Annotated in this window: 16 protein-coding genes; 13 read left to right on the top strand and 3 right to left on the bottom strand. The window is 63.3% G+C overall.

Features of this window, described 5'->3' with window-relative positions; all coding sequences use genetic code 11:
• Positions 1–3: 3 nt before the first annotated feature.
• A complete protein-coding gene (locus IP79_RS00130) occupies positions 4–873 on the bottom strand; it encodes a FadR/GntR family transcriptional regulator (protein ID WP_233994031.1) in 870 nt (289 codons plus the stop codon).
• A 161-nt stretch (positions 874–1,034) separates the two neighbouring features.
• Between IP79_RS00130 and IP79_RS00125 the strand changes: the two genes are divergently transcribed.
• The 4 genes from IP79_RS00125 to IP79_RS00110 all read left to right on the top strand — a co-directional run bounded on the left by IP79_RS00125 (position 1,035) and on the right by IP79_RS00110 (position 4,259).
• The gene (locus IP79_RS00125; protein WP_156317979.1) at positions 1,035–1,982 is read left to right on the top strand and encodes a family 43 glycosylhydrolase; all 948 of its coding nucleotides are present in this window, start codon (positions 1,035–1,037) and stop codon (positions 1,980–1,982) included.
• Between the two features lie 65 nt (positions 1,983–2,047).
• Positions 2,048–2,353 (top strand): hypothetical protein, encoded by a 306-nt coding sequence (locus IP79_RS00120; RefSeq protein WP_197273694.1) that lies wholly within the window; start codon positions 2,048–2,050, stop codon positions 2,351–2,353.
• Positions 2,350–3,339 (top strand): AraD1 family protein, encoded by a 990-nt coding sequence (gene araD1 / locus IP79_RS00115; RefSeq protein WP_197273693.1) that lies wholly within the window; start codon positions 2,350–2,352, stop codon positions 3,337–3,339. Before IP79_RS00120 ends, araD1 begins: the two co-directional genes overlap by 4 nt.
• Positions 3,336–4,259: a Gfo/Idh/MocA family protein gene (locus IP79_RS00110; RefSeq protein ID WP_054117238.1), complete on the top strand. Its 924-nt coding sequence runs from the start codon at positions 3,336–3,338 to the stop codon at positions 4,257–4,259. The genes araD1 and IP79_RS00110 overlap by 4 nt, the downstream gene beginning before the upstream one ends.
• 17 nt (positions 4,260–4,276) lie before the next feature.
• Here IP79_RS00110 and IP79_RS00105 read toward each other — a convergent pair whose 3' ends face one another.
• Positions 4,277–5,425, bottom strand: a complete 1,149-nt coding sequence (locus tag IP79_RS00105; RefSeq protein ID WP_054117237.1) for an aldose epimerase family protein — start codon at positions 5,423–5,425, stop codon at positions 4,277–4,279.
• 156 nt (positions 5,426–5,581) lie between these two features.
• On the opposite strand from IP79_RS00105, the gene IP79_RS00100 reads away from it, so the two are divergent.
• The 9 genes from IP79_RS00100 to IP79_RS00060 all read left to right on the top strand — a co-directional run bounded on the left by IP79_RS00100 (position 5,582) and on the right by IP79_RS00060 (position 20,025).
• Complete coding sequence (locus IP79_RS00100) at positions 5,582–7,063, top strand: alpha-N-arabinofuranosidase (RefSeq protein WP_197273692.1); 1,482 nt, start codon at positions 5,582–5,584, stop codon at positions 7,061–7,063.
• A gap of 43 nt (positions 7,064–7,106) precedes the next feature.
• The gene (locus IP79_RS00095) at positions 7,107–8,036 is read left to right on the top strand and encodes an alpha/beta hydrolase (RefSeq protein WP_054117235.1); all 930 of its coding nucleotides are present in this window, start codon (positions 7,107–7,109) and stop codon (positions 8,034–8,036) included.
• A 306-nt stretch (positions 8,037–8,342) separates the two neighbouring features.
• On the top strand, positions 8,343–10,517 hold the full coding sequence (locus IP79_RS00090; protein ID WP_233994030.1) for a glycoside hydrolase family 3 N-terminal domain-containing protein: 2,175 nt from the start codon (positions 8,343–8,345) through the stop codon (positions 10,515–10,517).
• Positions 10,517–13,324 carry a TIM-barrel domain-containing protein gene (locus IP79_RS00085; RefSeq protein ID WP_054117233.1) on the top strand — a complete coding sequence of 936 codons (2,808 nt, stop codon included), beginning with the start codon at positions 10,517–10,519 and terminating at the stop codon, positions 13,322–13,324. The genes IP79_RS00090 and IP79_RS00085 overlap by 1 nt, the downstream gene beginning before the upstream one ends.
• 160 nt (positions 13,325–13,484) lie before the next feature.
• Positions 13,485–14,768 (top strand): MFS transporter, encoded by a 1,284-nt coding sequence (locus IP79_RS00080; RefSeq protein ID WP_054117232.1) that lies wholly within the window; start codon positions 13,485–13,487, stop codon positions 14,766–14,768.
• Between the two features lie 93 nt (positions 14,769–14,861).
• Entirely contained in the window at positions 14,862–16,289 is a 1,428-nt protein-coding gene (gene uxaC / locus IP79_RS00075) for a glucuronate isomerase (protein WP_054117299.1), read from the top strand.
• Positions 16,286–17,776: a mannitol dehydrogenase family protein gene (locus IP79_RS00070; RefSeq protein ID WP_054117231.1), complete on the top strand. Its 1,491-nt coding sequence runs from the start codon at positions 16,286–16,288 to the stop codon at positions 17,774–17,776. Before uxaC ends, IP79_RS00070 begins: the two co-directional genes overlap by 4 nt.
• Before the next feature lie 103 nt (positions 17,777–17,879).
• Entirely contained in the window at positions 17,880–19,088 is a 1,209-nt protein-coding gene (gene manD, locus IP79_RS00065) for a D-mannonate dehydratase ManD (RefSeq protein ID WP_054117230.1), read from the top strand.
• Positions 19,089–19,092: 4 nt separating this feature from the next.
• Positions 19,093–20,025, top strand: a complete 933-nt coding sequence (locus tag IP79_RS00060) for a sugar kinase (protein ID WP_156317975.1) — start codon at positions 19,093–19,095, stop codon at positions 20,023–20,025.
• A 110-nt stretch (positions 20,026–20,135) separates the two neighbouring features.
• On the opposite strand, the gene IP79_RS00055 is transcribed toward IP79_RS00060, so the two are convergent.
• Positions 20,136–21,791, bottom strand: coding sequence for an NAD(P)/FAD-dependent oxidoreductase (locus tag IP79_RS00055; protein WP_054117228.1), 1,656 nt, complete (start codon positions 21,789–21,791; stop codon positions 20,136–20,138).
• Between the last annotated feature and the right edge of the window lie 280 nt (positions 21,792–22,071).

Below are 22,071 nucleotides of genomic sequence, written 5' to 3'. Positions count from 1 at the left end.
GCGTCAGTCGCGGTCCTGCGGAGAAATGAAATCCTGCAGCGCCTTATCGGTATCCTGCCGGGCAAGCAGCAGCAGTTCCGTCATTGCCTGTTCCGCGGCGTCGGGGTCGCGCGCGTCGATTGCATCCATCACGCGCTGATGGTCGGGGACGGGGTCTCGCGACAGCCCGCCCGCGCGCTTTTTAAACAAAGTGGTGTAAGCGACCGCCGCCCCGATGCTGGCGCCAAGCGATTGCATTACCTCGTTGCCGCAGGCCTTCAGCAGCGTTTCGTGAAACAGCCGGTCGGCATCCCGTCCGGACTGCGAACGCAGCCCTTTGCCGGCCATGACCGCTAGCGCTTCTCGCATCTGCTGTGCCTGCTCATCGTCGCGGCGCGTCGCAGCCAGCCGGGCGATCGCTGGTTCGACCACGCTGCGCATTTCGAACAGGTCGGCGACAAACGAGGGGTCCGGCCGGCCTGCGAAGGCCCAGCGCAGCACATCGGGATCGAGCAAATTCCAGCGTGATCGCTCGAGCACGCGGGTCCCCGTCTTGGGACGGCTTTCGACCAATCCCTTGCCCGCCAGCATCTTCACAGCCTCGCGATAGGTGCCGCGCGAAATGTCCAGTCTCTCGGCTGTCTCGACTTCGCCGGGCAGCGTATCTCCCACGCCCGCGCTTCCCGTGACGATCAGCTCGCCCAGATAGTCGAAAATCGCGCCGCGCACGCGCCGACCGCTGGTTTTCGGCATGTCGTCGAACGCAGGCGCACGGGAATTGCCGCGAATTTTCGTGTCGCGCTTTTCCGGCGATGGGCTGGTTCGTTGTCGCATGGCTGCATCTAGGCCTGCGCCCGCCTGCAAATCAATCCGCGTGGCGACGCACCACTTCAAGGCAGGCGATGCTTTGACAGTTCGATTTGTCGGAGTAATGAATAATCGAGCTTGGGAGAATTGTGAAAATGGCATTCTTGGGCACATTTCGCGCGGCGAAAGGGCACGCATTCAACGCGCTCGGGGTCCTGGCGCTTGCCGCTCTGGCAAGCGGTTGCACAATGGCGACGCCGCCCGAAGGGCTGGCAAGTTTCGTAAACGCCGGAAATCCGCTGATCCAAGATCGCCACACCGCCGATCCCGCGCCGTTGGTCGTCGGCGATCGGCTCTACCTCTATGTCGGACATGACGAAGCGCGCGGCGAACAGATGTTCAACATCACCGAATGGCTCGCCTACTCGACCGCCGACATGAAGTATTGGACCTATCACGGTTCGATCATGCGCCCCACTGACTTCAGCTGGGCATCGCGCGATGCCTGGGCCAGTCAGGTGCACGAAAAGAATGGTCGCTACTGGTTCTACACTGCGGTCGAGCATGACGAGGCGCAGGGCAGCCACGGAAAGGCGATCGGCGTCGCCGTGGCCGACAATCCGCTCGGTCCGTTCGCCGATGCTCTCGGCCGTCCGCTGGTGAAGAACGAAGATACCGCCGGGCCGCATCATTGGGACGATATCGACCCGACAGTGTGGACCAACGCGGATGGCAAGAGCTATCTCTTCTGGGGCAATGCCAACCTCTATACGGCTGAACTGGCGGACGACATGGTCAGTTTCGCCGGTCCGATCCGGCAGATCGAGCTGCCGGACTTCGTCGAGGGGCCGTGGGTGTTCGAACGAGACGGCACATATTACCTCGCCTATGCCTCGATGGATAAGCGGCTAGGCCCGGACGAGCGGATCTCCTACGCTACCGCTCCGTCGATCACTGGCCCCTGGACGCGGCAGGGCGAAATCACCGGAAGCGCAGCCAACAGCTTTACGATCCATCCCGGAATCGCGAAATTCAAGGGCGAGTGGTACCTGTTCTATCACGTCGGAACGCTTACCGTCGGCGATCAGCCGGGTGGCCTTGGCCGCCGTGCCGTCGCGGTCGAGCGGCTGCACTTCGATAAGGAGGGGCGCATTCTCCCCGTCGAGCAGACACAGGCGGGAATCCTTGCGGAGTGAAGGGCCTGCTGATGATCGCCGCGGTATGCTTGTCGGGGGCCGTTCTTGCCGCTCAGCCGGCACCGGTGGCGCGCTTCAGCGCGATCGTGATTACCGATAGCGCTGGCGTTGCTGTCGGGCATGATCCCGTCCAGCTGACGGCGACACGCAATCTGCTGTCGGACGAAGCACCATCAATGCACGCTATCGACGACCCCGGCGGAGATATCATCGCCGACATAGTAATCGACTATGCCGAGATTGCCGATGGCGATGTCGCCGGGCTGGCGATCGTGCAGGATGGCGAGCGGTGGATAACGCTGCAGACCGAGCCGATCACGCTGCACGCTTTCGATGGTGGCGAAAGACATACAGGAGATTTTGCGCAATGATGCTTCTTCAGCGCCATACCCCGAAGGGGACGCGGCAAGTTTTGGCGACGGTCGATGGCGAGACCGGCGTGGTCGAGGGGTTCGAATCCACGCTGGACCTGGCTACCCATGCGATAGCCAGCGGTATTTCACTTTCCGATGCCGTCGCTCGGGCCGGGTTGGGAGAACGCGTCGATCCCGCAAAGGAACTGGCGGCAGGTCGGCTGGTTGTGCCCGTCGATCATCCCGACAGCGCCCATCTTACCCTTGCGGGCACCGGTCTTACCCATCTCGGCAGTGCGGAGGGGCGCGACCGGATGCACAAGGCGGCCGCCGCCGGCGACGCGTCGGATTCCATGCGCATGTTTCTCGAAGGTCTGGCAGGCGGCAAGCCGGAAGCGGGCGCGATCGGCCATCAACCCGAATGGTTCTGGAAGGGTGACGGCCAGCACCTTGCCGGGCCGGGTCAATTGCTGAAGGTTCCGCCCTATGCTCTCGACGGAGGGGAGGAGCCGGAGATCGCAGCTATCTATCTGATCGGTCCCGATGGCACACCTTACCGGCTGGGGTTCTGCCTCGCCAACGAGTATTCCGACCACATCACCGAAAAACACAATTACCTGTGGCTGGCGCATTCGAAATTGCGGCAAGCCTCACTGGGTCCGGAACTGTTCGTTGGCGCCTTGCCGCAGGATATTCGCGGCACGGCCCGCATCCGGCGCGGCGACAATGTGGCTTGGGAAAAGCCGTTCCTCACCGGCGAAGCCAATATGGCTCACACCATCGCAAACCTTGAACACCACCATTTCAAATACGATCTGTTCTGCCGTCCCGGCGATGTGCACGTTCATTTCTTCGGAACTTCGACCGCCAGTTTCGCGGATGGATTCGCGACCCGCGATGGCGATATCTTCGAGATAGAAGCACCGCCCTTCACCCTGCCACTGGTCAACACCTTGCGCGTTTCGGAAGAAGCCGAAGAATTGAAGCGAGTGAAAGCGCTTTGACCATTCGGATCGCCATCGTCGGGCTGGGGAAGATCGCGCGCGACCAGCACCTCCCGGCTATCAAGGGGGATGCCGGGTTTGCCTTGGCCGCGACAGTCGATCCTCATGCGCAGCCGTGCGACGGCGTACCCCATTTTCGCGATCTGGCGAGGCTGCTGGACAGCGACATCGCGATCGACGCGGTCGCGATCTGCACGCCGCCCCAGGCGCGCTACGATCAGGCCCGGATGGCACTGCAAGCGGGAAAGCACGTGCTGATCGAAAAGCCTCCGGCTTCCACCGTCTCTGCGGCGCAGGCACTCGCGACGCAGGCTGCGGATACCGGCGTGGTTCTGTTTGCCGCATGGCATTCCCGGTTCGCCCACGGTGTCGCACCGGCACGCGAGTGGCTGCAGGGCAAGACCATTCGGCGCGTCACCATCGACTGGCGCGAGGACGTGCGGGTATGGCATCCGGGACAGGAGTGGATATTTGAGGCTGGTGGCTTCGGCGTGTTCGACCCCGGCATTAACGCGCTGTCCATAGCCACGCTGCTGCTGCCACGGCCATTGATAGTAGAGGGCGGGCATCTCGCCGTGCCGGAAAATCGCGCTGCGCCCATCGCTGGATATATCCAGATGCACGACAGCTCGGGCGTGCCCGTCACCGTGACGCTCGATTTCCTACAGCAAGGCCCGCAGACTTGGGACATCGCGATCGATACGGACGAGGGAAGGCTGACCCTGTCGCAGGGTGGCCGGATACTGAATTTGCCAGACAGGCAAAGCGAAGGAACTGACCGGGAATATCCGGAGATTTACGCCGCTTTTTCGCGAGCGGTCGCGGCTGGCCGCAGCGATGCCGACTTCGCGCCGCTGCAACTGGTGGCAGACGCGTTCATGCGGTGCCACAGCGTGGTCGCTCCGCCTTTCACCGAATAAAGTCTGTCGGTCGCCTGTCACATGGACGAAGCGGTGGACACCCGGTAGATCATCTGGTGGCGATAGGGTTTGCCCGGATCGACCCGCGCGCTCGGGAAATTCGCATGGTTGGGCGCGTCGGGATAGTTCTGCGGCTCCAGCGCGATCCCGTCGCCCATGCGATAGACCGTGTCACCCTTGCCCACGACAGTTCCGACCAGGAAATTGCCCGAATAGAACTGCATGCCGGGTTCGGTGCTTAACACTTCGAGCACGCGGCCTGATGCGGGGTGCACCAGCCGGGCCGCGAGTTCTGGCTGTGCCGTACGCCCCTTGTCGAGCGCCCAGTTGTGGTCATAGCCGCGGCCGATGACGATCTGCGGATCCTTGGCATCGCGCAACCCGTCCTCGATCCGGCGCGGCTGTCGGAAGTCGAAGACCGTGCCTGAAACCGGCGAAAGTTCGCCAGTCGGAATCAGCGCCTCGTCTACGGGGGTGTAGGTTTTCGCCGGCAGCATTAGCCAGTGATCCATCGCCCCTTGTGGCGCACCGACGCCTGCAAGGTTGAACAGCGCATGGTTGGTCATGTTGACGATCGTGGGCGCGTCCGTTGAAACTTCGAACAGGATGCCGAGATCACCTGCGTCGTCGAGCGTGTATGTCACTCGCACCGCGGCATTGCCGGGGTAGCCCTGATCCCCGTCCGGGCTGTCGAGCGTCAGGACGATCCGCGCGATCGGCCCGCTTGCCACCTCTGCAATCCGCCACACGCGTTTGTCGAAGCCCTCCACCCCGCCGTGGAGCGAGTTCGCCGCGTCGTTCTGCGTCAGCTGAAAGCTGCGCCCGTCGAGCGAGAAGCGCCCGCCACCGATGCGGTTGGCATAGCGGCCCACAGTGACGCCGAAGTAATTCGGCAGCGCTTCGTAGTCCGCCGCATCGTCGTAGCCGAGAATGATGTCGGCGGGCCGCCCCTCCCGATCGGGCGCGACAAGCGACTGAAGCGTGGCGCCGTAATTGAGGATTCGTGCCGACACACCGGCGCTGTTGGACAGGGTCACCGCTTCGATCGGCGTGCCGTCGGCCAGCGCCCCGGCCATCGTGCGATGCGCCTCTGCGGCTGTCGCGGGCGAGGCCGCCACGGCCATCGCACCCAATGCGACGGCGGCCGAAATCCACGCTCTGATCATTTCTCTTCCTCCCGAAACTTGTGCGTTTCTTTTGTCGGACAAATTCGTTCTTGCCTAGCCCGCATCCGCAGTGGCAGGGTTGTCTTCGAGAGAATAAAGGGAGTGGGTATGGTGCGTTTGGGCAGCGCCTTGGCGGGTGCGTTGGTTAGTATGGTCATGGCCATGCCGGCCGCCGCGCAGACCGCGATCACGATTGAACGCGAAAGCGAGATCGGCACCATCCAGCCGGAAGTTTACGGCCAGTTTCTCGAGCACCTGGGTACGCAGCTTTACGGCGGACTTTGGGTCGGCGAGGACAGCGACATACCAAACACGGACGGCGTTCGTGACGATGTGTTTGCGGCCTTGCAAAAGCTGCAAGTGCCAGTCATCCGCTGGCCGGGCGGGTGCTACGCCGACATCTATCACTGGCGCGATGGCATCGGGAAACGTACGCCGCGCGTGAACCTGGCCTGGGGCGGCACATCGGAACCCAACACCTTTGGCACGCACGAATTTTTCAATCTGGCTGAACGGCTGGGCGCGAAGACCTATCTCAACGTCAATCTTGGCAGCGGCACGGTGAACGAAGCGGCCGATTGGCTGGAATACATCACCGGCAACGGCCAGACCGCGCTGGCGCAGGAGAGACGTGGAAACGGACGCGCCGCGCCGTGGAAAGTCGATTACCTTTCGATCGGAAACGAAACCTGGGGTTGCGGCGGAAGGATGCGTCCGGCCTATTATGCGGACCTGTATGCGCATTGGGCGAGCTTCATGGTCGTCGACGGGGAAAAGCCCGTGATGATCGTCTCCGGCGCGCATGACGGCAATCCTGAGTTCTCTGACGAGGTGCTCGATCACCCGATGATCGGAGAGGTATCCAAGGGTATCTCGCTGCATTTTTACACGCTTCCGACCAGCAACTGGTCGCGCAAGGGCGCGGCGACCGGTTTTGCGGAAAGCGAGTGGGCGTCCACCATGGAGCGGACGCTACGCATGGACGGGCTGATCGCCAGTTCGATCGCCATGATCGACAGCCACGACAAGCTGCCCGACGGTTACGGCCTTTATGTGGACGAATGGGGAACCTGGTTCGACGAGACGGAAGGACGTTCTTCGCTGTGGCAGGAAAACACGATCCGCGATGGCGTGGTCGCGGGGCTGAACCTCAACATCTTCCACAAATACGCCGACCGCGTGCCGATGACCAATATCGCGCAGATGGTGAACGTTCTTCAGGCCATGATCCTAGTCGATGACGAGAGGATGACGCTGACGCCGACCTACCATGTCTACGAAATGTACGCGCTTTTCCAGAATGCGAAGTCGCTGCGCGTGGCGATGGACGGTCCAACCTATAGCAACGGCGAGATCAGCATTCCGGCGCTTTCCGCATCGGCGGCGCGGATGAAGGACGGAAGGCTGGCGATCGCGCTGGTCAACGCCGATCCGGGCGCCGACCATGCCATCGCCATTCCCCGCACCGGGGCCGAGCGTGCGACGGGCCGGATCCTGGCCGGTAACGCCATGGATTCGCGCAACAGCGCTGCGAAGCCTGAAGCTGTCGCTCCACGGCCAGCCACCATCCGGCAGGATGGCAACCGTTTCACCGCCGTGCTTCCGGCGCGGTCCGTGTCCGTCTGGATCGTGGGCTGAACTCCGCGTCGATCGACCAATCTAGACTGCAAGGATCATCTCGATGAAGAACATCTTCAGTGCCCTGATCTCCGCCTGCTTGCTGGCAGCGCCATTCCACGTCGCGGCCGCACAGGACGGTACGATGTATCCGATGGATGCACCGGCGGAACCCGATGCCATTCCCCTGAACACGGGCGGCGTCGCGAACCAGCCGGCGGAAGAAAGCTGGTTCCGGCAATGGGGCGATCCGATGGCACGCAACATTTCCAGCGCCACGCTCACGCCGTTCCTGCCCGATCCTGCGATCGCCAATGGCTCGGCCGTGATCGTCGCGCCGGGAGGTGGCTTCCGCTGGCTCTCGATGGAGAATGAGGGCTGGGAAGTTGCGCGCGCGCTCAACGAACGCGGGATCGCGGCCTTTGTTTTGAAATATCGCCTGTTCCCGACGGAGCCAACGCTCGAACAGTTCAAGGCCGAGATGAACCGAACGTTCGCCGATGCAGCAGCGACGGAGGACGAAGATGCGGACGCTCGACCTCCGCGCCGGAGGGAATGGGACTTGTCAAATCAGCAAGCGGATGCCGAAGCGGCTTACGCCCTGATCGCCGCGCACGCGGAAGACTGGAAAGTCGACATGTCGCGGCTGGGAATGATGGGCTTTTCCGCTGGCGCCGGTTTGACAATGCACGTCACGCTTCATTCGGAAAAGATGGACCTGGCTTTCATCGCGCCGATCTACGGCGGGATGGACGCAGTCGAAGTGCCTGCGGACGCGCCGCCGATGTTCGTCGCCATTGCGGCCGACGATTTCCTTTACGGCGGCACGACCGGCCTGATCCAGTCGTGGTACGAAGCCGATCGCCCGGTCGAGTTCCACCTCTACCAAAATGGCGGACACGGCTTCGGGTTAGGCAATCCCGACCGAACGAGTAACCGCTGGTTCGACGCCTTTGTCCACTGGCTGGACGTGAATGGTTTCATACCTGGATAACAGACGGCAAATTCGACTCAGGTAGGTAAGGTGCCCGTCTATCGATCCTCGCGGACGCTTGCGTCTTTTTGCAACCCCTTTTAACTTGCATGAAAATGCATCTCCGGACGAGGAAGGTGCGGTAAAAGGGCGGGGAACAAACCAGATATGACCTTGAAAATGGTAGCGCTATCATGCTTGGTTGCTGCTGCAACAATCGGCCCCGCTAGCGCGCAAGCCGAACAGGTCGCGCGTGCAACGGGCCCCTCCGTACCTGCGTCAGCCGATAAACCGCAATCGCCCGATATCGAATCCTTGCTCGCGCGCATGACGATCGAGGAAAAGATCGGGCAACTCGTGCAACGCATGGGTGGGCGCTCCAAGGCGCTCAATTCGCGGTTGGGGCCGGACGAACTTGCAAAGGTCCGCCGCGGCGAGGTTGGCTCGTACCTGCACGTTGCCGGGGCAGAGCCGCTGCGGGAATTGCAGCGCGTGGCGGTCGAGGAAAGCCGGCTAGGCATCCCGCTGCTGTTCGCAATGGATGTCGTCCACGGCTATCGCACGATCTTCCCCGTCCCGATTGCGATGGCGGCAAGCTGGGATCCAGCGGCGGCCCGCGAACATGCAGTGATAGCCGCCCGCGAATCCAGCGCTGCCGGTCTGCACTGGACCTTCGCGCCGATGGTCGACATCTCGCGTGATCCGCGTTGGGGGCGGATCGTCGAAGGGGCAGGCGAGGACGCCTATCTCGGCAGCAGAATGGCCGAGGCGCAGGTGCGGGGCTTTCAGGGCGAAAGTCTTTCTGCGGCAGATACGATCATGGCCGGAACGAAGCATTTCGGTGCCTATGGCGCGGCCGAAGGGGGCCGTGACTACGCCGGGGCCGACATCGGTGAACGGGCGATGCAGGAGGTCTATCTGCCCCCGTTCCGCGCCGCTGCCGAGGCAGGGTCGGCCAGCTATATGACTGCCTTCAACGCGGTGGACGGCGTTCCCACAACCGCGAACGCTGCGCTGCTACGTACCATCCTGCGCGAAGAGTGGGGGTGGAACGGGGTGCTCTTGTCCGACTGGCGCGCGGTCGAGGAACTGCTGGCGCATGGTGTCGCGGCAAGCCGCTCGGAGGCGGCTGCGCTCGCGCTCAGGGCAAGCGTCGACATGGACATGGTCGCAGACGTCTATGCCGATGATCTCGAGGCTGCAATCGCCGCTGACCCTGCACTTGAAGCATTGCTCGATCAGGCGGTGTTGCGGATCCTCGCGGTCAAGCGCGACCTTGGCCTGTTCGACGATCCTTACAAGTATCACGACACGGCGCGCGAAGCCGCAGTCATGCTCGCGCCCGAACATCGCGCTGCCGCGCAGCTGATCGCCGAACGTTCTATCGTGCTGCTCAAGAACGAGGCCGGGACGCTTCCCCTCGCACGCGATACAGGGCGAATCGCGCTGATCGGGGCGCTGGCGGATGACCCGATGTCGCAGCTTGGATCGTGGCGTGCGCGCGGGCAGGTCGAGGACGTGGTGACGCTGCGCGCCGCGCTCGAAGCTGCGCATCCGGACGTGGTCTATGCACCGGGCGCAGATAGCCGGTCTGACGATCCGGGCGGGATCGAGGCAGCCGTGGCTGCAGCGCGCGGCGCTGATGTGATCGTCCTTGCCATTGGCGAGGATTACGACTGGTCGGGCGAGGCGCGCAGCCGGTCCTCGCTTGAACTGCCCGGCCGCCAGATGGAATTGTTCGAAGCGCTGGCGGCGACTGGCAAGCCGCTGGTGGTGGTGCTTATGGGCGGCCGCCCCCTCGCTGTTCCGGACATCGCCGGGCAAGCCGACGCGGTGCTTGCGACGTGGCTGCTCGGGATCGAGGCCGGGCCTGCCATCGTCAATACGCTGCTGGGTGGCAACAATCCGGGGGGCAAACTTCCCGCAAGCTATCCCCGCTCGACCGGGCAGGTGCCGGTCCACTACGATCACCTGCCCAGCGGGCGCCCTGCCGATCCCGACTTGTCCAAGGACACAGCGCGGTACATGGATCAGCCGATCACGCCGCTTTACGCTTTCGGCCACGGCCTCAGCTACACCACCTTCGATTATGGCGAGGCCACTCTGTCGAGCTCGCGCATTCCGGCCGATGGCGGCAGCGTGACCGTGACCGTCCCCGTCACCAACACCGGAACGCGCGCGGGCGACGAGGTGGTGCAGCTTTACATGCGCGATCCGGTTGCCAGCGTGTCGCGCCCCGTGATGCAATTGCGCGGCTTTTCCCGCGTGACGCTGCAACCGGGGCAGACGCGCGAGGTGGTATTTACCCTCTCATCGGACCAGTTCGCTTTGTGGAGCCGGGATGGCAGCTGGTTGATCGAACCGGGCGCCATCGACCTGATGATCGGAAGCGCATCGGACGCCATTCGCGCACGGGCATCGTTCGAGATCGTCGGTTCCGCCAAGGGCAGCATCGCGCCTGCGGCTATTGCCACCCGTATCCAGATCGAAGGCGGCGAGTGATGCTGAGGCTGGTGGCCCTGACACTTGCGGCGACCCTCAGCGCAGCAGCCCTTGCCGGAGAGGTCAGACAGGTGCCACACGGCATGGTAGTGACGACCGACACGGGCGATCAGGTTCGGGTCCTCGCTCATGCCGACGGTACCTTCCGGGTAACTGTCGCTACCGACCTTCCGGATGGCCGCTCGACCGCGATGGTGGTGGCCGAGGCGGATGGCAAGCCGGACTTCCGGCGCGAGGGCGATGTCGCATACCTCGTCACGCCCAAGGGATCGGCCGCAGTGGGCTTGACGGATGGCCGCGTGACCATGTTCGATTCCGCTGGCGTGGTGTTGCTCGACGAACACACGCCTGCGCGGACAATCGCGCCGGTGACGATCGAGGGGCAGCAATGGCTTGCCACCCGCGTCCAGTTCAATCGTGGCACCACGGAAGGGCTCTTCGGCCTCGGCCAGCACCAGAACCGCCAGATGAATTACAATGGCGAGGATCTCGAACTCGCTCAGCACAACATGGCGATTACAGTGCCCTATCTGGTGTCGACGAGGGGCTATGGCATCCTGTGGGACAATGCCTCGATCACCCGGGTGGGTGATCCCGCGCCCTATGAGAAGCTCACGCTGGATTGGCGCGCGCAGTATTATCTGGGTGAACAACAGGTGCTGGACCGCCTTGAGCGGACAATCGATTACCAATATCTGCGCGATCAGACGCGCTGGCCCGAAGAGGCCAGGGCAGCGGTGGTCGCAGCGACGACAGGTCAGAACACGCAAGGCAACGCTGTCCAGACCCAGCGGGTCGTGTGGTCCGGTACCTTCGCGTCCGAGCAAGCGGGCACGCACAAGTTCCGGCTTTACTCCTCGTCCTATGCGAAAGTCTTCGTCGACGGTGAACTGGTGCTCGACCGGTGGCGGCAGAACTGGAACCCGTGGTATCACAATTTCGAGATCGACTTCGAACCGGGGCAGACCGTCAACTTCCGCGTCGAGTGGGAGCCGAACCAAGGTTACATCGCGCTCGAACACGCCGAGCCGCTGCCCGCCGAAGACCGCCACTCGGTCAGCTTCGCCAGTGAAGCAGGCACCGCGATTGACTACTACGTCGTACCCGCGCCAGACATGGACCAGGCCATTGCCGGTTACCGGCGGCTGACCGGGAAGGCTCCGATGATGCCCCGCTGGGCCTACGGCTTCTGGCAGTCGCGCCAGAGATACAACACACAGGCCGAACTGGTCGAGGTGATGCAGACCTATCGCGACCAACGGATCCCGATCGACAATATCGTGCAGGACTGGTTCTATTGGCCCGAAGACAGCTGGGGCTGCCATTGCTTCGATCCTGCGCGCTTTCCCGATCCCAAGGGGATGGTCGATGCGGTCAAGGCGCTTGATGGCCGGGTGATGATCTCGGTCTGGCCCAAGTTCTATCCCGATACCGCCCACGGCAAGGCGCTGCGGGAGAAGGGCTTCCTCTACGAGCGCCCCTTGACCGCTGGTCAGCGCGACTGGGTGGGGAAGGGCTATTTCAACACCTTCTACGATCCCAATCTGCCCGAGGCCCGCGCGCTTTACTGGCAGCAGATGAAGGACACGCTGTTGCCGCTTGGCTTCGATGCGTGGTGGATGGATGCCACCGAGCCGGATTGGCATTCCAACCTGTCGGTGGAGGAGCGCAAATATCAGATGACCTCGCCCACGACCGGCACAACGGGGGCGGCGATCTTCAATTCATACCCACTTGTCCATGCCGAAGGCGTGTTCGAAGGATTGCGACAAGCGCAGCCGGACACGCGCCCCTTTATCCTTACCCGCAGCGGCTTCGGAGGAATCCAGCGCACGTCGTCGGCCTTATGGTCGGGCGATGTGGCGGCCCGGTGGGACGATCTGCGCGACCAGATCAGCGCCGGGCTCAACCTTAGCCTTGCCGGTGTGCCTAACTGGACGCACGACATCGGCGGCTTTGCCCTGGAAGATCGCTTCAGCAAGCAGGATCCGGCTCACCTGCCCGAATGGCGCGAGCTTTATCTGCGCTGGTTCCAGTTCGGCGCCTTCACCCCGCTGTTCCGCAGCCACGGCGAGTTTCCCCAGCGCGAGACCTATCTGGTCAGCGAAGGCGATCCCGCGATGCGCGAAGGGCTGCTGCATTACCATCGCCTGCGCTATCGCCTGATGCCCTATCTCTACACGGTCGCGGCCGGGACGCATTTCGACGATGGTACGATCATGCGCCCGCTGGTGATGGATTTCGAAGCGGACCGGAAGGTCTGGGTGATCGATGATCAATACCTGTTCGGTCCATCGCTCATGGCGGCACCTGTGACGCAGTTCGAAAGCCGGACGCGCAAGGTCTATCTGCCGCATGGCAGCGATTGGTTCGATGCGCTGACCGGGGTGAAGCTGACAGGCGGGCAGGAAGTTGTGGCCGACGCTCCGCGCGAACGGATGCCGCTTTACGTGCGCGCCGGGGCGATCATCCCGGCCGGGCCGGATGTGCAATGGACGGGCGAGAATCCGCAAGGCTCGCTCACCCTGCACGTATTTGCCGGAGCTGACGGCGGCTTCACGCTCTACGAGGACGAGGGCACGGACATGGGATATACACGCGGCGCATTTGTCCGGGTTCCGCTAAGCTGGAACGATGCGAGCCGCACGCTGTCGATCGGCGCGCGGGAGGGAAGTTTTCCCGGGATGGCGCAGAGCCGGTCGCTCACTATTGTTCTGCACGAAGGACACAGCCGGGGCGAGGTCTTCGATCTGCGCGACGGACGTAGCCTTACTTACTCGGGCGAAGCAGTCACGCTGAAGTTCTAGCCAGCCTGCCACTTGTCGATGCTCGCATTTGCGGGGTCGTCCGCAAGGAAAAGATAGCGCTAACAAAATCAAGGGGGGTTGGGGTGAACCATATTTGTAAAGGCCGAGGGCACCGCGCGTGATCACATCGTCACACGTTGGGGCAAACGCGCCATCGCCATTGGAGAAGCCAGTCGGCAGGTACCGCTGGGGCATCTGCGCGCTGCTCTTCTTTGTCATCACCATCAATTACATCGACCGCCAGATCATCGGGGTGCTCAAACCGGTAATCGAAGATGATCTCGGCTGGAGCGAGGTTGACTACGGCAATGTCGTCACCGCGTTTCAGGCCAGCTACGGTATCGGACTGCTGGTGGTCGGGCGCTGGCTCGACCGGATCGGCACCCGCAAGGGCATGGCCATCGCCATCGCGCTTTGGAGCTTGGCAGCAAGCTTCCACGCTGCGGCGAGCAGCGTGCTGGGCTTCATCCTTGCCCGCGTCGCGCTCGGCATTGCCGAAAGTGCAGCCTATCCCGGCGCGGTCAAATCCATCGCCGAATGGTTTCCGAAACGCGAGCGGGCGCTTGGTGTCGGCTTTCTCAATGCCGGGGCCAATGTCGGGGTGCTGCTGACCCCGATCATCGCCATCGGGATTGCCGGTCTGTACGGCTGGCGGGCTGCGTTTCTGGTGACCGGTCTGCTCGGCTTCGTGGTGCTATGGGCGTGGCTCCGCTTTTTCCGCCAGCCGGCCGATCACACGCAGCTGACCGACGGGGAGCGCGTCTGGATCAACCAGGACGGAGAAGATGCGGCGGGCGAGCCGCTCGGCTGGAAAGACGCACTCCGCCAGCGCCAGGCGTGGTTTTTCATCTGCGGCAAGTTCTTCACCGATCCCGTCTGGTATCTGTTCCTGTTCTGGCTGCCCGATTTTCTTGCGAAGACACAAGGGATGGAGCTGTTTCCGAAGGGTGAGAGCGGGATCCTTGCCACCATCGGCCCTGCGCTGATCGGGGTCTATCTGCTCGCCGATATCGGCTCGATAGCGGGGGGATGGTTTTCCTCGCACCTGGTGGGTCGCGGCTGGTCGGTGAACCGCGCGCGCAAGACGACGCTGTTCATTGCCGCGCTTTGCGCCCTGCCGATGGTAACGGTCGCCAGCGTTCCCGAACCTTGGATGGCAGTTCTGCTGATCGGTTTGGGGACGGCTGCGCATCAGGCCTTCAGTTCGAACATCTTTACGATGATTGCCGACATGTATCCGCGCCGGGCGGTGGCCACGATCGCCGGAATGGGCGGCGCGGCGGGCGCCGTCGGCGGGATCCTGATCGCACAGGCGACGGGCTGGACGCTGGAACTCACCGGTTCCTATGTGCCGATCGTGATCTATGCGGGGCTGGGCTACATCATTGCCTTCGTGATCATCCAGATACTGGTGCCCAAAATGGCTCCTGCGCGCATGCGATAGGAATTGGCATGACCGAACTGCCGGACATTCAGGACACATCCGTGCCGAAATCTGTGGTGAGCTTTGCGGAATCAAGCCGGGAGATTGATCGAAGTGGCTAGGCTCGAACTGCACGAGGACCGGCTGTTTCCGGCAGATCCTGCGACCCGCGCGGTTGCACGGCGGCTTTATACAGGGGTGCGCGGCCTGCCGATCATCAGCCCGCACGGCCACACCGATCCTTCGTGGTTTGCAGATAACGCGCCTTTCCCCAATCCGGCGGCGTTGCTGATCACTCCCGATCACTATGTTTTCCGGATGCTCTACAGCCAAGGCATCCGGCTTGAGACGCTGGGGGTGCCAATGCAGCCCGGAGCGGAAGGCCCGCCAACCGAAACCGATCCGCGCAAGGTGTGGCGGCTGTTCGCGGCAAACTACCACCTGTTCCACGGCACGCCGTCCCGGATGTGGCACGACTGGGTCTATTCCGAGGTGTTCGGGCTTGAAGAAACGCTCAGCACAGCAACAGCCGATCACTATTACGACGTGATCGACGCCAGTTTGCAGCAGGACGATTTCCGCCCGCGCGCGCTGTTCGACCGCTTCAATATCGAGGTCATCGCCACCACCGAAGACCCGCTCGACCCGCTTGTGCATCATGCGAAATTGCGGGCCGATGGCTGGGGCCGGAAAGTTATCACGACCTTCCGGCCAGACAATGTGCTCGATCCCGAATATGAGGGTTTTGCCGCCAATGTCGCGAAGCTGGGCGCCAACACCGGCTGCGATGCGGGGACGTATCAGGGATACCTCGACGCGCTGATCGACCGCCGCGCCTTTTTCAAGGCCCACGGTGCGACCTCGACCGATCACGGCCACCCCACCGCCACCACCGCCGACCTGCCCCGCGCCGAGGCTGAGGCGCTGTTCGCCCGCGTGCTGGCAGGACAGTGCTCCCCGCAGGAGGCCGAGACGTTCCGGGGGCATATGCTGACCGAAATGGCGCGGATGAGCCTTGAGGACGGGCTGGTGATGCAGATCCACCCCGGATCCTCGCGCAACCACAACGCGCAAGTTTTCGCCCGCTTCGGGCGTGACAAAGGCGCGGACATCCCGACCCGCATCGATTACGTCGCCGCTCTGCGTCCGCTGCTATCGCGTTACGGCAATGACCGGCGCCTCAGCGTGATCGTGTTCACGCTCGACGAAAGCACCTATGCGCGCGAGCTGGCCCCGCTCGCCGGGCATTATCCGGCGCTGAAGCTTGGCCCGGCGTGGTGGTTCCATGACAGCCCCGAAGGGATGCGCAGGTTCCGCGAGAACACCACCGAGACGGCGGGCTTCTACAATACCGTCGGCTTCAACGACGACACCCGCGCTTTCCTGTCGATCCCGGCGCGGCATGATGTCGCGCGGCGGATGGATTGCGGGTTTCTGGCGCGATTGGTGGCCGAGCACCGGATGCGGGAGGACGATGCACACCAGGTCGCACAGGACCTCGCCTATAACCTCGCCAAGGCGGCCTATCGCCTCGACACATGAACCATGCGACCCGCCTCTCGAGCGCTGCGCTTGCCGATCTGCCCGCCGACTGGGCGAGGCCTGCCTATGATCGCGACCAGCCTTGCGGGGTTGTTCATCTGGGCATCGGGGCCTTCCACCGTGCGCATCAGGCGGTGTTCTTCGATGCGCTGCTTGCGGCGGGGCATTGCGGCTGGATGATCCGGGGCGCAAGCCTGCGCTCGCCTGCGGTGGCGCAAGCAATGAACCCGCAAGACGGGCTGTTCACTGTGCTGGTGCGTGACGGGGCCGAGGAACGCCCGCAGGTGGCGGGATCGGTGCGCGATGTGCTGGTCGCCCCGGACGATCCGCAGGCGCTGGTGCGGGCGCTGGCCGATCCGGCGGTGGCGCTGGTAACGCTGACCGTGACCGAGAAGGGCTATTGCCTCGATCCCGCCACCGGCGCGCTGCGGGCCGATGATCCCGCGGTCGCCGCCGACATTGCCAACCTCGCCTCGCCGCAGACCGCGCCTGGCTTTCTGGTGGCAGGCCTTGCAGCGCGCCGTATGGCAGGGGTCGCCCCCTTCACCGTGCTAAGTTGCGACAACCTGCCGGAAAACGGCCAGCGCACCCGCGCCGCCGTGCTTGCCCTGGCCGAAGCAGTCGATCCTGCATTGGCGGCATGGATCGCGCGCGAAGTCGCCTTCCCTTCCTCGATGGTCGACCGCATCGTGCCCGCGACGACACCTGATGACCTCGACAATTTCGAAAGCGCGACTGGCTGGCGGGACGAGGCGCTGGTCAAGACCGAGCCTTTTTCCCAGTGGGTGGTCGAAGACTGGTTCTGCAATCGCCGTCCACCGCTCGATGAAGTCGGCGCGCAGTTCACCCGCGATGTCGCCGGATGGGAAAAAGCCAAGCTGCGGCTGCTAAACGGTGCACACTCTGCCATCGCTTACCTCGGGGGGCTGGCGGGATATGCCCATGTTCATCAGGCGATGGCCGCGCCCGGCTTTGCGGCGTTGATCGAGGCGCTGTGGGACGAGGCCGGGGCGACACTCGCTCCGGTGGATGGCTTCGATCCCGCCGCCTACCGGGCGCAATTGCGCACACGCTTCGCCAATGGCGCGTTGATGCACCGGACCAACCAGATTGCGATGGATGGGAGCCAGAAGCTGCCGCAGCGCTGGCTTCAGACGATCCTCGAAATTCGGCGCGCCGGTCGCGCGGTGCCACCCGCGTTAACGCTGGCGTTGGCAGGGTGGATGCGCTGGCAGGCTGGGGTGAATGACGCGGGCGCCCGCCACAGCGTCGATGACCCGCTCGCCGCCGAAACCGCTTGCGCGCTGGCAAATGCCGCGGGCGATCCTGCCGCCGAGGTGCGGGCTCTGCTGGCGAACAATGCCATCTTTGGCAGCGCATTTCCGGCTGATGCAGATTTCGTTGCACAACTAACCCGCAGCTACGTCTTCATCCGGCAGGAAGGCGCCGCAGCGGCGGTGCAGGCTTTCGTCGATGCAAGGGACTGAGGCGATGCGGCACGCCCATATCCTCGCCCGGCATCCGACCACAAACGTGCCCCGAGAGATCGAACTTTCCCGGTTGGACCGGGCGTAAACAGGAAGCAGAACGATGAAGATCAAATCGGCGCGTGTGATCGTGACATGTCCCGGCCGCAATTTCGTCACGTTGAAGATCGAGGTCGAAGGCGGCCTGACCGGGATCGGCGATGCGACGCTCAACGGGCGAGAGATGGCGGTTGTCGCGTATCTTCAGGAACATGTCTGCCCGGCGCTGATCGGCATGGACGCGCGGCGGATCGAGGATATCTGGCAGTTTCTCTACCGCGGTGCCTATTGGCGGCGCGGGCCTGTGACGATTCGCGCCATTGCGGCGGTCGATGTGGCGCTGTGGGACATCAAGGCCAAGGCGGCGGGAATGCCGCTTTACGATCTGCTCGGCGGCAAGAGCCGCGACCGGATCATGGTCTATGGCCACGCCAACGGCGCAGACATCGACGAGACGGTGGATGCTGTCGGCCAGTATATCGCGATGGGCTACAAGGCGATCCGCGCGCAGACCGGCATCCCAGGGGTTGAGAAGACCTATGGCGTGGGCCGGGGGACGATGTTCTACGAACCGGCCGATGCGGCGCTTCCTTCGGTAACCGGCTGGGATACGCGCAAGGCGCTCAACACGATACCAAGGCTGTTCGAGCGTCTGCGCGACACCTACGGCTTCGATCACCACCTGCTGCACGATGGCCACCACCGCTACACTCCGCAGGAAGCGGCGCATCTCGGCAAGCTGCTTGAGCCTTTTCAGCTGTTCTGGCTGGAGGATTGCACTCCGGCAGAGAACCAGGAGGCTTTCAAACTGGTGCGCCAGCACACCACCACGCCGCTGGCCGTGGGGGAGGTGTTCAACACTATCTGGGACTGCAAGGATCTGATCCAGCACCAGCTGATCGATTATATCCGTACCACCATCGTGGGCGCGGGCGGCGTGACGCATCTGCGCCGCATCGCCGATCTTGCCAGCCTGTATCAGGTGCGCACCGGCTGCCACGGTGCGACCGACCTCTCGCCCGTCACGATGGGCACCGCGCTCCATTTCGATAGCTGGGTGCCCAACTTCGGCATTCAGGAATATATGCGCCACACGCCTGAGACCGACGCGGTGTTCCCGCATGATTACCGGTTTGAAGATGGTCACATGATCGTGGGCGAGACAGCCGGCCACGGGGTGACGATCGACGAGGAACTTGCCGCCAAGTATCCCTACACGCCGATGCAGCTGCCCGTCGCGCGGCTGGAGGACGGCACCTTGTGGAACTGGTGAAGGCGTGAGCGACACAATGATCCCGCCCGCTATCGTCTGCTTTGGCGAATGCATGATCGAATTGAGCCGGAACCCGGCTTCCGACGCATGGCGCATGGGGTTTGCGGGTGACTGCGCGAATGTGGCGATCTACTGCGCGCGCGGCGGGGCGCAGGCGGGCTTTCTAAGCGCTGTTGGCAGCGATCCCTATAGCGAGGAAATGCGCGCTTTCCTGAACCGGGAAGGCGTGGATTGCAGGTTCATGCTGACGCACCCGACGCGCGTTGCAGGTCTTTACGCGATCCGCACCGACGACCGGGGCGAGCGCAGCTTCACCTATTGGCGCGACCAATCCGCGGCGCGGGACTTCTTTGCCCTGTCAGGTGCTGGCGCCGCGCTGGCCGAGGCGGCGCAGGCGCGGATGCTCTACCTTTCGGGCATCACGCTTTCGCTATTCGATGCTGACGGGCAGGCGCAGGTGGCTGACCTTGCCAAAACGGTGCGGGAAAATGGCGGCGAGGTCGTGTTCGACGGCAATTATCGCCCCCGAGGCTGGCCCGATCCCGCCGCTGCGCGCGCAGCCTTCGGCGCGGTAGCGCCGCATTGCTCCATAGTCCTGCCGACCTTCGAGGACGAGGCCGCGCTTTACGGTGACGCCGATCCACATGACAGCCTTGACCGATGGCACGATGCCGGTGCGCGTCTGGTGGTAGTGAAGATGGGGGATAAGGGCGCGTTGTTTTCCCACAAGGGCGAAGACTCGGGATTGCTCCCCTGTCCTAGTCGCAGGGCCCCGCGCGACACGACGGGAGCAGGCGATTCCTTCAACGCCGGTTTCCTGACCGCGCTCCTTGCCGGGGCCGAGCCTGAGGGCGCGGTGCTCGCCGGGCACCGGCTGGCGGGCGAAGTGGTGATGCACCCGGGCGCGATCATACCGCCAGATGCGATGCCGCAATGATCGGCCCACAGGGCTATGTCATAGCAAAGGCACCGTGCTGGCGGTTTAGGTGAGCAAGATTAGGGCGGGGTGATGCCCGGACCTTATAACCCACGGCTCTTCTGTCCGATTCAGGTGGCGTGCCCAACAGCGGCGGCACGGGCTGGGTCAGCGCCAAGGCTCAATGCCACGGCTTCGGCAATCTTGATCCCGTCCACCGCTGCCGACAGGATTCCCCCGGCATAGCCCGCGCCTTCACCCGCAGGGAACAGCCCGCTCGTGTTCAGGCTTTGCAAATCATCGCCGCGGGTGAAGCGGACCGGTGATGATGTGCGCGTCTCGACACCGGTCATGATGACATCGGGATGATCATAGCCCGGTATCTGCCGACCAAAAACGGGCAGCGCCTCGCGCATTGCGGTTACGGCATAGTCTGGCAGGCATTGCGCCAGATCGGTCATATGCACGCCCGGCCTGTAGGACGGTGTGACCGAACCAAGCGCCTCTGAAGGCCGCCCGGCAAGAAAATCGCCCAGTCGTTGCGCCGGCGCTTTGTAGCTTGATCCACCCGCGACATAGGCCAGCGATTCCCAATGGCGTTGCAGCGCAATCCCGGCGAGCGGATCGCCGGGGAAGTCGCGCACCGGATCAATCGCGACGACCAGGCCGGAATTGGCGTTGCGTTCGTTGCGCGAATACTGGCTCATGCCATTGGTGGCGACGCGGCCTTCCTCGGACGTGGCGGCGACCACGGTGCCGCCCGGGCACATGCAGAAACTATAGACCGTGCGGTCATTCTTGCAGTGGTGCGAGATGTGATATTCCGCCGCGCCAAGGATCTTGTTGCCAGCGTCGATGCCGAACCGCGATTTGTCGATCCACGATTGCGGGTGTTCGATCCTGACCCCGATCGAAAACGGCTTTGCCTCGACATGAACCCCGGCAGTGTGAAGCATCGCAAAAGTATCGCGCGCACTGTGGCCAATGGCGAGTACGATATGATCGGCCTCCAGATATTCACCGGTGCTCAGGTGAACCCCGCGAACACGGCGGCCGCCTTGCGCATCGGTTGCAATGTCGATGTCATCGACGCGGTGGGAAAAGCGGTATTCGCCGCCGAGTTCCTCGATTGTGTTGCGGATGCTTTCAACCATAGTCACCAGCCGGAAGGTGCCGATATGCGGGTGCGCTTCGGTCAGGATTTCGGCAGGCGCGCCGGCTTTCACGAATTCGGTCAGCACCTTGCGGTCGCGATTGCACGGGTCCTTGATCCGGCTGTAGAGCTTTCCATCGGAGAACGTGCCCGCGCCGCCCTCGCCGAACTGGGCGTTGGATTCCGGGTTGAGCACCCCCTGCCGCCACAGGCCCCAGGTGTCCTTGGTCCGCTCGCGCACCACCTTGCCGCGATCAAGGATGATCGGGCGGAACCCCATCTGGGCAAGGATAAGCCCGGCAAACAGCCCGCATGGCCCCGCGCCGATGACAACGGGCCGCTTGACCGTGCCGCCTTCGGGCGCCTTGGCCACCAGATGGTAGCGCGGGTCGGGGGTGGGCAGAACCTTGCGATCCTTGCGAAAGCGCTGGAGCACCGCCGCCTCGTTCTTAACATTCACATCGACCGAATAGACCAGTTGGATGTTCGTTTTGTCGCGCGCATCGTGGCCGCGGCGCGCCACGACAAAGCGCACCAGATCGCGCGGGGTGATCCGCAGCCGCTTGCAGATGGCAGCGGGCAGGGCCTCGTCCGGGTGGTGGAGCGGCAATGTCAGTTCGGTGATGCGCAGCATGGCGCAGCTTTAGTGAGTGAAAGTGCGGAATGCCAATCGCTCGATTGCAATGCCGACCGCAGCGTTATGAAAATTCGGCTGCCTCGCGGCTTGCGATCGGAAGGCCGGGGCGGAGCGAGCGATAAACCGGTCAGCCCGTTTTCAAGAGTCGCGCCCGATCACGCGTTTACACCGTTTCTAAGAAGCCTAAGAGGCTGACTGCTTCCCCTTTTTCCGAGAGCGTACCATTCTTCCCCCTGATGCACAGAATCCGGTTCTGATCACACGTGTCGTTCTCGCA

Origin of the sequence: Porphyrobacter sp. AAP60 (assembly GCF_001296025.1) — a bacterium.
GTDB lineage: Bacteria > Pseudomonadota > Alphaproteobacteria > Sphingomonadales > Sphingomonadaceae > Erythrobacter.
The sequence above is the reverse complement of the archived record's forward strand: the minus strand, read 5'-3'. Positions and strand labels throughout refer to the sequence as shown.